The 15,255-nt window shown below is 69.1% G+C and carries 14 protein-coding genes; 7 read left to right on the forward strand and 7 right to left on the reverse strand.

Annotated elements, in window-relative coordinates; all coding sequences use genetic code 11:
- Window positions 1-40 precede the first annotated feature (40 nt).
- From ACY466_RS06375 to ACY466_RS06405, 7 genes are all read right to left on the reverse strand, one after another.
- Entirely contained in the window at window positions 41-1,942 is a 1,902-nt protein-coding gene (locus tag ACY466_RS06375; protein ID WP_463250783.1) for a BCCT family transporter, read from the reverse strand.
- A gap of 283 nt (window positions 1,943-2,225) precedes the next feature.
- Window positions 2,226-3,476, reverse strand: a complete 1,251-nt coding sequence (locus tag ACY466_RS06380; protein WP_463250785.1) for an ABC transporter permease — start codon at window positions 3,474-3,476, stop codon at window positions 2,226-2,228.
- Window positions 3,473-4,369, reverse strand: coding sequence for an ABC transporter ATP-binding protein (locus ACY466_RS06385; protein WP_463250787.1), 897 nt, complete (start codon window positions 4,367-4,369; stop codon window positions 3,473-3,475). Before ACY466_RS06385 ends, ACY466_RS06380 begins: the two co-directional genes overlap by 4 nt.
- Window positions 4,366-4,926 (reverse strand): hypothetical protein, encoded by a 561-nt coding sequence (locus ACY466_RS06390; RefSeq protein ID WP_463250789.1) that lies wholly within the window; start codon window positions 4,924-4,926, stop codon window positions 4,366-4,368. The genes ACY466_RS06385 and ACY466_RS06390 overlap by 4 nt, the downstream gene beginning before the upstream one ends.
- Window positions 4,923-5,195, reverse strand: a complete 273-nt coding sequence (locus ACY466_RS06395; protein ID WP_463250791.1) for a helix-turn-helix transcriptional regulator — start codon at window positions 5,193-5,195, stop codon at window positions 4,923-4,925. Before ACY466_RS06395 ends, ACY466_RS06390 begins: the two co-directional genes overlap by 4 nt.
- 58 nt (window positions 5,196-5,253) lie before the next feature.
- Window positions 5,254-6,885: an ABC-F family ATP-binding cassette domain-containing protein gene (locus ACY466_RS06400; RefSeq protein WP_463250793.1), complete on the reverse strand. Its 1,632-nt coding sequence runs from the start codon at window positions 6,883-6,885 to the stop codon at window positions 5,254-5,256.
- Window positions 6,882-7,976, reverse strand: coding sequence for a flavin-containing monooxygenase (locus tag ACY466_RS06405; protein ID WP_463250795.1), 1,095 nt, complete (start codon window positions 7,974-7,976; stop codon window positions 6,882-6,884). The genes ACY466_RS06400 and ACY466_RS06405 overlap by 4 nt, the downstream gene beginning before the upstream one ends.
- A 61-nt stretch (window positions 7,977-8,037) precedes the next feature.
- On the opposite strand from ACY466_RS06405, the gene ACY466_RS06410 reads away from it, so the two are divergent.
- From ACY466_RS06410 to ACY466_RS06440, 7 genes are all read left to right on the forward strand, one after another.
- On the forward strand, window positions 8,038-8,772 hold the full coding sequence (locus ACY466_RS06410) for an enoyl-CoA hydratase (RefSeq protein ID WP_463250796.1): 735 nt from the start codon (window positions 8,038-8,040) through the stop codon (window positions 8,770-8,772).
- A gap of 52 nt (window positions 8,773-8,824) precedes the next feature.
- Window positions 8,825-9,946 (forward strand): MBL fold metallo-hydrolase, encoded by a 1,122-nt coding sequence (locus ACY466_RS06415; RefSeq protein ID WP_463250798.1) that lies wholly within the window; start codon window positions 8,825-8,827, stop codon window positions 9,944-9,946.
- 84 nt (window positions 9,947-10,030) lie between these two features.
- A complete protein-coding gene (locus ACY466_RS06420) occupies window positions 10,031-10,294 on the forward strand; it encodes an antitoxin (RefSeq protein WP_463250800.1) in 264 nt (87 codons plus the stop codon).
- Between the two features lie 38 nt (window positions 10,295-10,332).
- Window positions 10,333-11,973 carry a Na+/H+ antiporter gene (locus tag ACY466_RS06425; RefSeq protein ID WP_463250801.1) on the forward strand — a complete coding sequence of 547 codons (1,641 nt, stop codon included), beginning with the start codon at window positions 10,333-10,335 and terminating at the stop codon, window positions 11,971-11,973.
- A gap of 4 nt (window positions 11,974-11,977) precedes the next feature.
- Complete coding sequence (locus tag ACY466_RS06430) at window positions 11,978-13,192, forward strand: lipase family protein (RefSeq protein WP_463250803.1); 1,215 nt, start codon at window positions 11,978-11,980, stop codon at window positions 13,190-13,192.
- A gap of 10 nt (window positions 13,193-13,202) precedes the next feature.
- Entirely contained in the window at window positions 13,203-14,399 is a 1,197-nt protein-coding gene (locus ACY466_RS06435; protein WP_463250805.1) for a sensor histidine kinase, read from the forward strand.
- Window positions 14,400-14,451: 52 nt separating this feature from the next.
- On the forward strand, window positions 14,452-15,255 hold the full coding sequence (locus tag ACY466_RS06440) for a LytR/AlgR family response regulator transcription factor (protein WP_463250807.1): 804 nt from the start codon (window positions 14,452-14,454) through the stop codon (window positions 15,253-15,255).

A 15,255-nucleotide genomic window follows, 5' to 3' on the forward strand; every position in this document is an offset into this window, starting at 1 on the left:
ATGGGCTGCGCCGTACGGGCCGAGGGGTGGATCGGTGGGACTAGTGGCTCGAGCCGTTGCTCCCGTTGCCGTTGCCGTTGCCGTTCGCGTTGGTCCGACGCTGATGCGCTTCGCCCTCCGCGGACTCGGCGAACTCGGGGGTGTCGAAGACCTCGCCGCCCAGGGGGTCCTTGGGGCCCTCGGTTTCGGTGAACTCGACCGTGCCCGTCTCGGGGTTGACCTCGAGCTGGTTCTGCGCCACCGAGTGGATGGCGAGAAGCCGTGCCCCGGTGGGCGTGTTCAGCCCGTCCTTGGACGGAGTGAGGCCCGCGAACGTCGACGAGATGCCACGACGCCCGGGTTGGCCGGGAAGCGGTTCGGTCTCCGGAGTGGGAGCCTCGGTGGGCTCCTCGCTCGCCGCGACCCGCACGTACGTCGGGGTCATCGCGATGTCGTACCGGAACGCCTTGAGCAGCGAGAAGCACGCCAACACCATGATGATGGAGAACGGTACCGCCGTGGCTATCGAGGCCGTCTGCAAGGCGGTCAGTGATCCGGCCCCGCCGATCAGCAGCAGGATCGCGGCGGCCACACCCTCGAGCACCGTCCAGTACGCACGCGTGATCTTCGGGGTCTCGAGGTCGCCTCCGGTGGAGAGGATGTCGATGACCAGCGAACCGGAGTCCGAGGACGTGACGAAGAAGAAGACGATGACGAGAATTGCCAGGACGCTCGTGACCGTCGCCAGCGGGAAGCCGTCGAGCAGCTGGAACAGGCTGGTGTCCGTACCGACGGTGCCGTCGGCGGTGAGCATGCTGCCCTCGTTGCGCTGACGCAGGATGCCGGCGTCACCGAAGATGGTGAACCACAGCGAGCCGATGAGCGTCGGGGCCAGCAGAACACCGAACACGAATTCCCGGATGGTGCGGCCGCGCGAGATGCGGGCGATGAACATGCCGACGAACGGCGCCCAGCTCATCCACCAGCCCCAGTAGAAGATGGTCCACGCGCCCGCCCAACCGTCGTCGGCGAAGGGGGAGGTGCGCAGCATCAGCTCGGGCAGCGATTCGACGTATCCGCCGAGGTTCTGCACCCAGGACTGCATGAGGAACAGGGTGGGACCGGCGATCAGGACGAAGACCGCCAGCGACGCCGCGAGGACCATGTTGATGTTTGAGAGCCACTTCAGGCCCTTGGAGACACCGGACACCACCGAGTACATGGCCAGAAGGGTGACGAACGCGATGAGCCCGACGACCAACCAGTTGTTGGTCTCGATCCACCCGAGGTACTCCAGGCCGGCCGAGATCTGCTGCACACCGAAACCGAGCGAGGTGGCGACACCGAACAGGGTGCCGACGATGGCGATGACGTCGATCGAGTGACCGATCGGTCCCTCGATGCGCTTGCGTCCCAGCAGGGGTTCGAGGAGCCAGCGCACGGACAGCGGGCGACCCTTGCGGTAGGTCATGTACGCCAGGCCGAGGCCGACGACGACGTAGATCGCCCAGGCGTGCAGGCCCCAGTGGTAGAGCGTCAGTTCCATGGCCTGGTTGGCCGCGGCGTCGGTACCGCCGGCGACCCTGCCCGCCTCGGGCGGGGTGATGTAGTGCGAGAGCGGCTCGGCGACGCCGTAGAAGACCAGGCCGATACCCATGCCCGCGCTGAAGAGCATCGCGAACCAGGACAGCACCCCGAACTCGGGCTTCTCGTCGTCACGGCCCAGGCGGATGTTGCCGATGCGAGACGCGCCGCAGTAGAGCGAGAACACCACGAAACCGGTCGCGGACAGGATGTACCACCAGCCGACACCGTCGGTGATGGCGGAATTCAGCGCTTCGAACGCGTCCGACGCCGTTCCGGCGAAGATCACCGCGAAGCCGATCATGGCCACGATGATGATGGAAGCGGGTACGAAAACGGGTTTGCGTAAGCCACGCCAGGCGGAGGTAACTGCGTTCATTCGTCGAGTCCTTGCGTTGCGGATATCGGTCACGGACTACTTCGGGTCGAACGGTGGCACGTCGGTGCGGGTAGGCCGAGTGTGCGCGTCGGACCCCGATCCAGACGACGCCGGCGGTCCGGACCTGTTGGGTCCAGTTGCGACTGGCGCGGGCTGATGTCAGCCGCCCAATCACCCGTGCGTGGTTTCGAGGGTATAACCGAACCGCCCGATTCGGGGAATCGGGCGGTTCTCGTTCTGTATTACCGGGTGTCGTGCGGGTCCTCGAATCGGTCGACCCGGGTCACCGCCCCAGGGCCTCGCGCCACGACACGGTCTTGCCGATGCGCAGGATGGATCGCTGGTAGACCTTGGCGGCGAGAACCGCGAAGACCGCGGTCGTGACGACCATCAGGACGATCGTGCCGACGATCTGGTAGAGCGGCGCCACCCCCGCGGCGATCCGCAGCGGCATCATGATGGCCGAGAACGGTGGGATCCAGGACAGGACGTTCGACAGCGTCCCGTCCGGTTCGCCGATCGAGTAGAAGGCGCTCATGAACATCGCCAGGATCAGGATCAGCAGCGGCATCGTGGTCGAGTTGACGTCCTCCTGACGCGACACCATCGATCCTCCCGCGGCGTACAGCACGGCGAAGAACGCGAAGCCCAGGACGAACCAGCCCAGTGTCGAGGCGAACACGCTCACGGCGGCGCCCGTGACGGTGAGAGCTCCGGTACCCACGCCGGCGGCGAGGCCCGCGGCGCCGTAGGCGGTGAGCTGAACCAGACCGACGGCGCCGATACCGAGGACCTTGCCCCAGAGCAGCTGCAGGGGTCGCACGGTCGACAGGAGCAGTTCGACGACGCGGCTGGACTTCTCCTCCACCACACCCATGGCCACGTACATGCCGAAGGTGATGATCTGGGCGTACAGCAGGGTCACGGCGATGAAGCTGAGGATCAGGCGCTGCCCCTGCTGCGGATCATCGGGCTCGAGCGACTCGACGGTCACGGTGGCCCCGGCGGTGTCGGCGGCCAGAGCGGCCGGGTCGACGCCCAGATTCTGCAGTGCGGTGTTCTGCGCGTCGGCGGCCACCGCCGCGTCGAGCACCGAACGCAGGGTCGGGTCGATCGTGTCCTCGGCGACGGCCGTGACGCTTCCACCCGCGCCGGGAACCAGGGCGACGTCCACCTCGCCCGCGCCCACCTGCGCTCGGGCGTCGTCGACGTTCGCGATCTCGCGCACGTCGACGGGTGTGCCGAGTTGATCGCCGACGGTGGTGAGGGTCGACGACAGCGCCTGATCGCCGACGAGTCCCACGTTCGTGCGATCCACCGTGTCGTCGCCGCCGGCGAAGATCGAGAAGCCGACGATGCCGCCGACGATCACCAGCAGAACGATCGCGTTGGAGACGAGGAAGCTCTTCTTGCGGACCTGAACGACGAACTCGCGCTTGGCGATCAGGGAGATCGCGCGCCACGACGAGAGTGCAGGGGCGCCGGCGGCTGTGTCGGTACTCGGTGTTTCGGTCTTCGCTGTGTCGGTACTCATGCGACAACCTCTCGGTACAGGTCGGTCAGGGACGGTTTGGTGTGCGCGAATTCGTGCACCGGTCCGGTGGCGAGCGCTGCGCTCAGGACGGCCTGGTCGTCGGCGTCGGGCGTGAGCTTCAGGGTGGTTCGTCCGTTGGATCGGCCGAGAACCGAGACTCCGGGGAGTCCGAAGGCCCAGTCCTCGCGGGCTCGGGGTGCGTGCACCTCGAGGGTGCTGTCGCCTTCGCCGCGCAACTGATCCACCGTTCCGACGGCCCGCATGCGGCCCCCGGCGATGATGCCGACGCGATCGCAGAGTCGCTGCACCAGATCCAGTTGATGACTCGAGAACAGCACCGGTACGCCGGACCGCGCCTTCTCCAGAAGCACCTCGCTCATCACGTCCACCGCCACCGGGTCGAGGCCCGAGAACGGTTCGTCGAGCACCAGAACCGCGGGATCGTGCACCAGCGCCGCGGCCAACTGCACACGCTGCTGATTGCCCAGGGACAGCGAGTCGACGGTGTCGCCCACCCTGGCGTCGATGCCGAGGCGTTCGGTCCACTTCGCCACCGCCGCAGCGGAATCCTTCGACGAGAGTCCGTGCAACTGCGCCAGGTACGCGAGCTGCGCACCGACCTTCATCTTGGGGTACAGGCCACGCTCCTCGGGCATGTACCCGACGGTGCGACGGACGTTCAGGTCGATCGGGCGCCCGCCGAGCAGAACCTCGCCGGAGTCGGCGGTGAGCACCCCGAGCGCGATGCGCATGGTGGTGGTCTTGCCCGCGCCGTTGCTGCCGACGAAGCCGAACATCTCACCGGGTTTCACGTCGAAGCCGACTCCGTCGAGTGCGACGGTGTTCCCGTATCGTTTGTGCAGATCGCGGATTTCCAGGGTCGAGCCGTTCATGCGGTTTCCTCCTCGGGTGCGGTGGCGGTGTCCTCCGGGTCGTCCTCGGGTGCGGTCCACGCGAGAATGATTCCGGGCGTGCAGGTTCCGATGAGCACGGCGGTCAGAACGACGAATCCGCCGCCCAGGGCGAGTCGGGGATCATCGGTGTACGTCGTCGTCCAGATGAGAGCGACGGCGGGCACGGTCACGATCGCCTGCGTCACCGCGAAGCCGATCGACCGAGCGCTGTTGCGGCGCGCCAGTTCCCACTCGTCGAGCGCGTCCGCGGGGGCGTCGCTGCGCCGACCCGAGACAATCTGCATCACGGTCCACGCCACGCTCATCAGCGCTGCTCCGGGAAGCCAGAGCAGCGGCGACCATTCCGGGCCGAACAGGACGAACACCGAGGCCGCCATCATGTACGCGAGACCGGCGACGAGGACGGACGCCAGAAGCCGTCGGCGCGATCGTGTCCGCCAGCTCGGCAGGTAGTGCTGGTACTGCGCCTCGTTCGCCAGATGCCGACGTACTCGGTACGCCTGGTAGCGGTCCAGGAGATTGGTCTGCGAGCTCATGATTCACCCTTCCGGGAGTACAACTCGGCGGAGAGCGGCGGGAACTCGGTACGCGAGAACACCGCTTCGATCGGCAGTGCGAAGACGTCGCAGATGCGCATGGCGAGGTCGAGGCTGGGGAAGTGATCGCCGCGCTCGAGGGCACCGACGGTCTGGGGATTGACGTCGACGAGTTCCGCGAGCTGGGCTCGCGTCATCCGTCTCTCGGCGCGAAGGACGCCGATGCGGTTGTGGATGGGGAGCTGCGTCCCCCGTTTCACCGGGCTCATGCATCGAAGTGTTGTGAAAACACAACGAGTTGTCAATACCCGGGACGACGGGAGTCGATCACGCGTCGGTGAGGACCCCGTCGGTCAGCGTCCATCGGCGGGTGCTGCGAACCGAGTTCAGCATGCGGCGATCGTGAGTCACCAGCAACAGCGTGCCGTCGAACGAGTCCAGGGCCGATTCGAGTTGTTCGATCGCCGGGAGGTCGAGGTGGTTGGTCGGTTCGTCGAGCACCAGCAGATTCACTCCGCGTGCCTGCAGAAGGGCGAGACCGGCGCGGGTGCGCTCGCCGGGGGACAGCGACGAGGACGCCCGCATCGCCGCCGCGCCGCGCAGCCCGAACTTGGCCAACAGGGTGCGGACATCGGCGTCCGACCACTCGGGAACGTGCCCGGCCAGGGCATCGGCCACCGAGTCGGTGCCGTCGAACGCGGCGCGGGCCTGATCGATCTCACCGAGCGCGATGGACGAGCCGAGCGTCACCGTCCCGGTATCGGGTTCGACGCGTCCCAGCAGAACTGCGAGCAGGGTGGACTTACCGGAGCCGTTGGCGCCGGTGACCAGGATGCGATCGCCGGCGTCGATGCTCGTCGTCACCGGACCCAGCGTGAACGCCTCGCGCCGCACGACGACGCCGTTCAGGCTCGCCACCATCGCACCGCTGCGAGGCGCCGCGGCGATCTCCATGCGGAGCTCCCACTCCTTGCGGGGCTCCTCGACGACATCGAGCCGCTCGATGCGGCGTTGGGTCTGCCGCGCCTTCGCAGCCTGCTTCTCGGTGGCCTCGGCTCGGAACTTGCGACCGATCTTGTCGTTGTCCTTGGACTTGCGTCGGTTGTTCCGCACCCCGTGCTCGAGCCAATTGCGTTGCATCCGAGCGCGATCCTCGAGTCCACCCTTGGTGTCCGCGTACTCCTCGAACTCCTCGCGGGCGTGCCGGCGGGCGACCTCGCGCTCCACGAGGTACGCCTCGTACCCGCCGTCGTACACGGCAATCCGTTGCTGGGCCAGGTCGAGCTCCACGATGCCGGTCACGGTGCGCGCCAGGAACTCTCGGTCGTGGCTCACGACCATCAGTGCGCACTGGGTCTCGGTGACGAATCGTTCCAGACGGTCCAGGCCCGCGAGGTCCAGATCGTTGGTCGGTTCGTCGAGAAGCAGGACGTCGTACCGAGCCAACAGGACGGCCGCCAGACCGGCCCGTGCGGCCTGACCGCCCGACAGAGCGGACATGGCCGAGTCCACGGGTGCATCGAACCCCAGGTCCGCCAACACCTCCGCGGTGCGCTCGGGGAGGTCGGCACCGCCGAGTGCGAGCCACTTCTCGAGTGCCGGGGTGTAGAGGTCCTCCGTCGAGGTGGCCAGATCCTCGGCCGCGGCGTTCATGACGGCCTCGGCGGCGGCGACGCCCGTGCGGCGCGCGAGGAACCGTTCCACCGTCTCGCCGGGAATGCGCGAGATCTCCTGGGTCAGGTGCCCGACGGTGGCGTCGGGCGGTGAGACGGTGACCCGGCCGCTCGACTCGGCCGTCGAGGTGCCCGCGACGAGCGAGAGCAGAGTGGACTTTCCGGCCCCGTTCGCACCGACGAGGCCGATGACGTCACCCGGCCCGACGGTCAGGTTCAGGCCCTCGAACAGGGTGCGATCACCGTGTCGGGCGGACAGGCCGTCGGCTCGGAGTACGGCGCTCATGGGGCAAGTATGGTCGCGAGGAGTTCGGTCACCGCCGCCCGCCCCGCGCGGTTGGCGCCGATGGTGCTCGCGGACGGCCCGTAACCGAGCAGGTGCACGCGCGGCCGGGCCGCGACCCGCGTGGCCAACCGGCCGTCCATTTCGATCCCGCCGCCGGGTCCGCGCAGATGCAGCGGCGCGAGATGGTCGAGTGCGCTGCGAAAGCCGGTGGCCCACAGGATCACGTCGGCCGCTACCGTCTCTCCGCCGGCGAACACGACGCCGTCCGGCGTCACGCGCTCGAACATCGGTCGGCAGACGAGGACGCCGCGGTCGCGGGCGGCCCGCAGGCTCGGCGTCAGCACGAGTCCGGTCACGGAGACCACCGATCCGGGTGGCAGTCCGCGGCGGACTCGGTCCTCGACGCGGGCGACGGCGTCACGACCGACCTCGGGGGTGAACTCTCGCTCGGCGAACACCGGTTCCCGACGCGTCACCCATGTCGTCGTGGTCACGAGGGAGATCTCGTCGAGCAGTTGGACCGCGGATATTCCGCCGCCCACCACCACCACGTGCCGGCCGCGGAAGTCCTCGGCGCTCGTGTAATCGCGGGTGTGCATTTGTCGTCCGCGGAATGTCTCCATTCCCGGGTACCGGGGGACGAATGGTTGTTCCCAGGTTCCGGTCGCGTTCAGAATCCCCTCGGCATCGAGCACGTCGTCGTCGACCCCGTCGAGCTCGATCCGAAAGTGGCGGCCCGGTTCGTGGAATCGGTCGCACACCACGCGCACCGGGGCGGGACGGCGCACCGGGAGATCGAAGGCCTTCTCGTAGGCCGCGAAGTATTTTGGGATCGTCTGTGCCGCACTGACTTCGGGAGCGATGTCCGGCACGGCGTCCGCCATGGCGAGCCCCGGAAGATCGTGGACGCCGTTCACGGTGCGCAGGGTCAGCGACGGCCACCGGAACTGCCAGGCACCGCCGGGACCGGCGGGTCGGTCGAGGACGACGAAGTCACGCCAGGGCTCGAGCCCCGCGCGAGCAAGGAAATAGGCCGCCGACAATCCCGCTTGTCCGGCGCCGATCACCGCGACCCGAACCGTGTCCGCCATACCGGGTAGGTTCGCACACGGGGGGACGGCTCGATACCCGGCGACGAGAAAGTGGCGACACGTGACTATCGCACTACATCGGAACGGTCACGTTCTGACGATCGAGCTCCGACGCGAAGAGCGCCGCAACGCGCTGAACATGGCCCTGTGCCGCGAACTTCGCGAGGCCGTGGAGGCCGCTCCCGCCGACGGCGCGCGGGTGATCGTGGTGACCGGATCCGGATCCTCGTTCTGCGCCGGGGCAGACCTCTCGGACGACATCAACGCGGCCGAGTTCCCGGTGGCGCTGAAGGCATTGATGGCGTCGTTGCAGACGGTGCCCGTTCCGGTCGTCGCCGCGGTCAACGGGCCCGCGGTGGGTGCCGGCACGCAGCTCGCGATCGCGGCGGACCTGCGCGTGGTGGCCCCGGGTGCCTACTTCGCGATTCCCTCGACGCGCCTGGCCATCGCGGTGGACCGGTGGACGGTCACTCGGTTGACGGCGGTGGCCGGCGGCGGGGTGGCGCGCACGATCCTCCTGGGCGCGGAGAAGGTGCCGGCCGAGCAGGCCTCGACCTGCGGGCTCGCGAACAAGATCGGCACCCTCGAGGTCGCGCAGCAGTGGGCGGAGGAGATCGCGAATCTGGCGCCGCTGTCGCTGCGGCACCTCAAGATGGTCTTCAACGACGACGGGACCAGGGACGCGACCGACGACGCCCAGCAGGCCGCCTACGACGCCGCCTGGAGCAGCGAGGACGCCCGCGAGGCGCAGCGGGCCCGGGCCGAGAAGCGCGCCCCGAACTTCATCGGTCGCTGATGCAGAGGTTGACGTGACCCGCGTGCACAGCAAAACCACTATCCTGGCGGGAGTGAAGCCAGCCACGGTTGCCTCGATCGCCCTCGGAGCCGCAGGACTGTCCTGGTTCGTCCGGGCCGCTCTCGGTGTCCCGTCCGCCCTCGGCGCCGGCCCCGGTCGTATCCGCCCGTTCGCGGCGGCGTCGCCGCACTACCGGGATCGCCAGTTCCACAATCGCACCAGCACGCCGAAGACGGCTCCCGGGCAGCAGGGTCCGATCGCCGTGGCCATGATGACCCGCGGCCGGGCCGGACGCCCTCCCCGTCCGGTTCCCCTCGCGACGCCCCTCGCCCCCGCGGAGGCCGGTGATCTGGCGATCACCTGGTTCGGCCACTCGTCCGTCGTGATCGAGATCGACGGCCATCGAGTGCTGACCGATCCGGTGTGGAGCAAGCGCGTGTCGCCCTCGCGAGTCATCGGACCTGCCCGCATGCATCCCGTACCCGTCGCGGCGGAAGCGCTTCCGCCGCTCGACGCGATCGTCGTCTCCCACGATCACTACGACCACCTCGACCGCGACACCGTCGCCACGCTCGTCGCCACCCAGACCGCTCCGTTCGTCGTGCCACTCGGCGTGGGCGCGCACCTGCGGCGCTGGCGGGTGCCGGAGGAACGGATCGTCGAACTCGACTGGGACGAGACCACCACCGTCGGTGGCCTCGCACTCACCTGCCACGAGGCGCGTCACTTCTCCGGTCGCACCCTGTTGCGCGACATCACCCAGTGGGCGTCGTGGTCCGTCGTCGGTCCCGCTCACCGCGCGTTCTTCGGCGGCGACACCGGGTACACCGAGGCCTTCGCCGAGGTGGGCGACCGGTTCGGCCCGTTCGACGCGACCCTGTTGCCGATCGGCGCGTACGACGATCGCTGGCCGGACATTCACATGACTCCCGAGGAGGCCGTCCGGGCGCACACCGCTCTCCAGCGGGACGACTCGACACACGGGACGATGACGCCGGTGCACTGGGCCACCTTCAACCTCGCCTTCCACGACTGGTCCGAACCCGTCGAACGGCTCGAGACGGCCGCCGCCGAGACCGGCGTGGCGACCGCGATACCCATGGTGGGACAGCGAATCGATCTGTTGCGGCCGCTGTCGCGGCGACGCTGGTGGAGCGAGACCGCGGTATCGTGACGGTCCGGCGTCGATCGGCGTCCTGTCGACATGTAGGCCAGTGACGCGCAGAACCGGATCGACGCACACGAACAAGGAGCAGTCATGGCATTCGCGGACACACTCAAGGGCCTCATCGGCAAGGGCAAGCAGGCTGCGGCACAGAACGCCGACAAGATCGAGCAGGCCGTCGACAAGGCGGGTGACCTCGTGGACAAGAAGACGCAGGGCAAGTACGCCGACAAGGTGAACAAGGTCCAGCAGGCGGCCAAGAACCAGATTCCGAAGGACGGCAACCCCGGCAGCGGCCCCACGGGCACCGGCCCCACGGGCACCGGCCCCACCGGGAACGGCCCCGCCGGCATCTGACGCGCCGCTGACCTCGGCGGCACTGCACAATCGTCGACGTGGACAGTTGGCTGTTTCTCGTCGTGGTCGTCGGTGCCGTCGTCATCGCCGGCTTCGCCAAACGGTTCGACCTCCAGGTACCGCTGGTCCTGGTGGCCGTCGGCTCGGTCGCGTCGTTCGTTCCCGGATTGCCGCGCCCGGAACTCGCCCCGGATCTGATTCTGGGGCTGGTTCTTCCGCCGCTCCTGTACTCGGCGGCGCTGAACTTCTCGTTCGCGACCTTCGTTCGGAACGTGCGACCGATCCTGCGCCTGGGCGTCGTGATGGTCGTGGTCACCGCGGCCGCCGTCGGGTACTTCTCGTTCTGGCTCGTTCCCGAGCTCACCCTGGCCGCCGCGCTGGTGCTCGGTGCGGTCGTCGCCCCGCCCGACGCGGTGGCCGCGGTGGCCGTCGGACGCAAACTCGGTCTGCCGCCGCGCGTGATGGCGATCCTCACCGGGGAATCCCTCGTCAACGACGCCGCCGCGCTCACGCTGTTCACCCTGACGGTGTCGGCCGTCACCGGGCGTCGCATCCGAATCGACTCGCCCGTCCTCTACTTCGCGTACGAGGTGATCGGCGGCATCGTGGTGGGTTACCTCTTGGCGCGACTGGTGAAGTTCATGCGCGGCCGCATGGCGGACTCGGCGTTGGAAACCGTTCTGGGCATTCTCATCCCGTTCACCGCGTACCTCGCGGCGGAGCAGGTGCACGCGTCGGGCGTGCTGGCGGTGGTGACCGCGGGGTTCGTTCTCGGCGCGGCGAAATCGTCGGACACGGTCTCGACACGCATCCAGGAACGGCACGTGTGGCCGACGCTGGATCTCCTGCTCGAGACGTTCGTCTTCGCCTACATGGGGCTGCAGCTGAAGTTCGTCGTCGACGACATCTCCGATTCGGGACGCTCCGTGCACCAGGTGTTCCTCTACGGACTGCTCGTGTTGCTTCTGGTGATCGTCGTGCGGCCGGTGATGATCTTCACGAGCATGGGTGTCGACCGGGCGACCGCGCGGATCGGGTGGGGTGGATCGTCGCCTCCGCTGACCTGGAAGCAGAACCTGGTCGTGTCCTGGGCCGGCATGCGAGGGGTGGTCACGTTGGCGGCCGCGTCCGGCGTACCGCTGGTGACGCTGGCGGGCGACGACTTCCCCGGTCGAGAGTTGATCCAGGCAATCGCCTTCACGGTCGCCGTCGGCACCCTCGTGATCCAGGGCGTGACGTTGCCCGTGCTGATCCGGTCTCTCGACATCGCCGATCCCGACGGCGATGCGCGGGAGGAGCAGCAGAAACGGCTGGCGCGGAACATCTCTCGGCAGGCGGTTCGGGACGCGCTCGACGAGGCCGCGGCGACAACGTCGCACGACGTCCCCGCCGACGAGGTGGCCGACGTGCTCGAGCGGGTCCGCCGAGTGATGCTGGCGCGCATCGACGCCGACGAAACGGAGGACGATCAGGAGCGGATGGCCACGCTCCGGGCGTCGGGCGAGTTGTTCGACACCTGGCGTCGCAACGTTCTGCGCCGACAACGCGCCGCTCTCGTCGCGGCGCACGCGACGGGGGAGTTGGACGACGAGGTGTTGCGTACGGTGTTGGATGGGTTGGACATCGAACAGGCCGCAGCCGAGACGCGGCTCGCGCGGTTCGCGGCGGAACGAGGGTGAGACGGTGCGACGCTTGCACGCGGCAGCAGCAGCACTGACGGCGATGCTCGTGGTGTCGTCCTGCGGGTCGACCACGGAGGCGTCCGATCCGGTGACTCCCGACGCGACCGGCACCACCGCCGAGACCGCCCCCGCCCCGGTCGGAGACGAGCGCGGCGCTCTGGTCGAGGACGAGGTCCTCGGTCAGGTGGATCAGTCGGTGTCCGCGCTCGGCGCCGTGGCGCACCGCGTCGTCTACCGCTCGACGTCCGGGGTCGACGGCAGCGGTGTCGAGGTGAGCGGCACCGTGTTCGTGCCGTCGGGACCGGTTCCCGCCGGTGGGCGACCGGTGGTCACCATCGGGCACGGCACCACCGGGGTGACGGACGAGTGTGCGCCGTCCCTCTACCCGAACCTGCTCGGCTCGATCACCTCGGTCACACCGTTCCTCGAACTGGGCGCGGTCGTCGCCGTGACGGACTTCCAGGGTCTGGGCACCGACGGCCCGCACCCCTACCTGAACGCGTCCGCCGCGGGGTACGACCTCATCGACGCCGTCCGCGCGGCGCGCGCGATCGCGCCGGACGCCGGCACCCGGTGGGCCGCGCTGGGCACCTCCCAGGGCGGACAGGCGGTCTGGGCCGCAGCGGAGATGGCGGACGACTACGGTGACGGGCTCGAGTTCGTCGGTTCCGCGGCGCTCTCACCCGCGGCCGATCTGACCCCGCTCGCGCCCGAAGGGGGCGAGCTGTCCCTGACCGTCCCGCAACGGCTGTTGATGCCGCTCATCGTCGAGGGATTCCGCACGTCGTACCCCCAGTTCGAGGACGCCGATTTCCTGAGCGGGGGGTTGCTCGAGTTCCGCGACGTCCTCCTCGCGTGCACCGGTCCGTTGGCGACGCAGAAACTGCAGGCGGCCGGTGCGATCGGTCCCGACGACATCGCCCCGCGCAGCCAAGAGGCCTACGACTCGATCCGAGCGTGGTTGGAGGACAACGCATTGCCGCGGGAGCAACCCGCCGGGCCGATGATGGTGCTCGTCGGGTCGCAGGACACGCTCACGCCCGCCGTCGACACCGAGGCGGCCACGCGTCGGGCCTGTGAGCTCGGCGCCGTGATCGACTTCCGGGTTCGCCCGGACCAAGGGCATGCGGACGCCGCCGCCGTCGACGAGGGTGTGGAGTGGGTCGTCGACCGCTTCCTCGGCACGCCGCCGGTCGACTCGTGCGCCACCGCGTAGCCCCGCCGCGATGACCGTCACCACCGGGGCGGCGCTGGTCCTTCTCCTCGCCGCCGTCGCGACGGTCCTCGTGGTGATCGCGCGCCGGGGACGCCGACCTCTCACCACCCCGAGCGAACGCGCCGTACACGTCGCGCTGCACACCGCGTCGCTCGCCGCGCGGCCGTTGCGCCGCGGACTCGACGCGGAATCCGCGGCCGAAGCAGCGCCGCACCTGCGGTCCCTCACCGGTGCCGATGCGGTGGTCGTCGCGGGCCCGGACGGCGCCGTGCTCGCATACGACGGCGGACCGGGCGGGGGCGTCGACGACGACGCCTGGTTGGACACCGAGTTCGTGGACACGGCCCGCCGCGCGGTCGAGAGCGAGCGCCGGGTGTTGATGCGTCCGACGTCGACCGACCCCCACGTCGCCGCGCGTTTCGCGGTGGTGCAGCCGGTCCTCACCACCGGCGCGGGTGTGGTGGGAGTGCTGGGTGTGGTCACCGCGACCAGGCCCGGACCGGGATTGCTCGTCGCGTGCACCGAGGTCGCACAGTACGTGGGGGAGCAGGTGGAACTGGCCGAGCTCGACGCCAGCCGGGCACGCCTCGACCGCGCCGAGGTCCGGGCGCTGCGGGCGCAGATCAGCCCGCACTTCATCTACAACGCTCTCACCACCGTCGCGTCGTTCGTGCGCACCGATCCCGAGCGGGCGCGGGAGCTGGTGCTCGAGTTCGCCGACTTCACGCGCTACTCGTTCCGGTCGGCGGGGGAGTACACGGTGCTGTCGGACGAACTGCAGAACATCGACCGCTATCTGACCCTCGAGCGAGCGCGCTTCGGCGACTCGCTGGACGTCACCTTGCAGATCGCTCCCGAGGTGCTGGGGGTGGTGGTGCCGTTCCTGGCTCTGCAACCGTTGGTGGAGAACGCCGTCCGGCACGGGGTCGCGGGACGGGGGAGCGGACGCATCACCATCGTCGCCGCCGACGCCGGGACCGACGCCTCCATCACCGTGGAGGACGACGGGGTGGGCATGGATCCGGAGTTGCTGCGGTCCGGGTCGCTCGGCTCCGGCGACGGGGTCCACGTGGGGCTCGCCAACGTCGACGACCGGTTGCGGGCCGCGTTCGGCAACGATTACGGGCTGGTCGTGGAGACCGCACCCGACGCCGGCACGAAGGTCAGCATGCGCATACCCAAATTCCGGCCCGGAATTCGACCGTGACGGCCGAACCGGACGTGGAGCGCATACCGGGCGTGGCAGCATGGGCACCGTCATGAACGATTCCCGAAGCGGACTTCGATTGCTGGCCGTCGACGACGAGCGTCCTGCCCTCGACGAGCTTCTCTTCCTGCTGCGCGCGGACCCCTCCGTCGCGTCGGTCGAGGGTGCGCGCGACGCGACCACGGCACTGCGGATTCTTCAGGACTCACCCGTCGACGGGGTGTTCCTCGACATCGACATGCCGGGACTCGACGGCCTGGAACTGGCGCGAGTGCTGGGGAACTTCGCGGATCCGCCCGCGGTCGTGTTCGTCACCGCGCACGACAACCGTGCCGTCGCCGCATTCGAGATCGGGGCGGTGGACTACCTCCTGAAACCGATCCGCGACCGTCGGCTCGCGGACGCCGTGCGGCGGGTGGCGGAGCGTCGGACGGGCACGACCGCTCCCTCGGACGCCCCGCCTGCCCCCGCGCCGCCGCGCGTGGATTCCTACGACGTCATCCCCGTCGAGCTCGGTGGGGTGACGACCCTCGTGCCGAGGTCGACGGTCGCCTGGGTCGAGGCCGAGGGCGACTACGCGCGCCTGCACACCACCAACGGCACTCACCTCGTGCGGATCGCGCTCTCGACGCTGGAATCGCGCTGGGCCGAGCACGGGTTCCTGCGGGTCCACCGCTCGTACCTGGTGGCGGTGTCCCTGGTCAGCGGGACGCGCACCGTCGGGTCCGGGTTGGTGGTGTGCCTGCGCGGTCTGCGGGAGTGCCCGCCCACCGAGCTTCCCGTCAGCCGGCGCCACACCCGTGAACTCCGGGATCGGCTGGTGCGCGGTCCGCGCGCCGCTCTCGCCGGTCAGTGA

The sequence above is a fragment of the Rhodococcus sp. K11/5 genome (assembly GCF_055193735.1).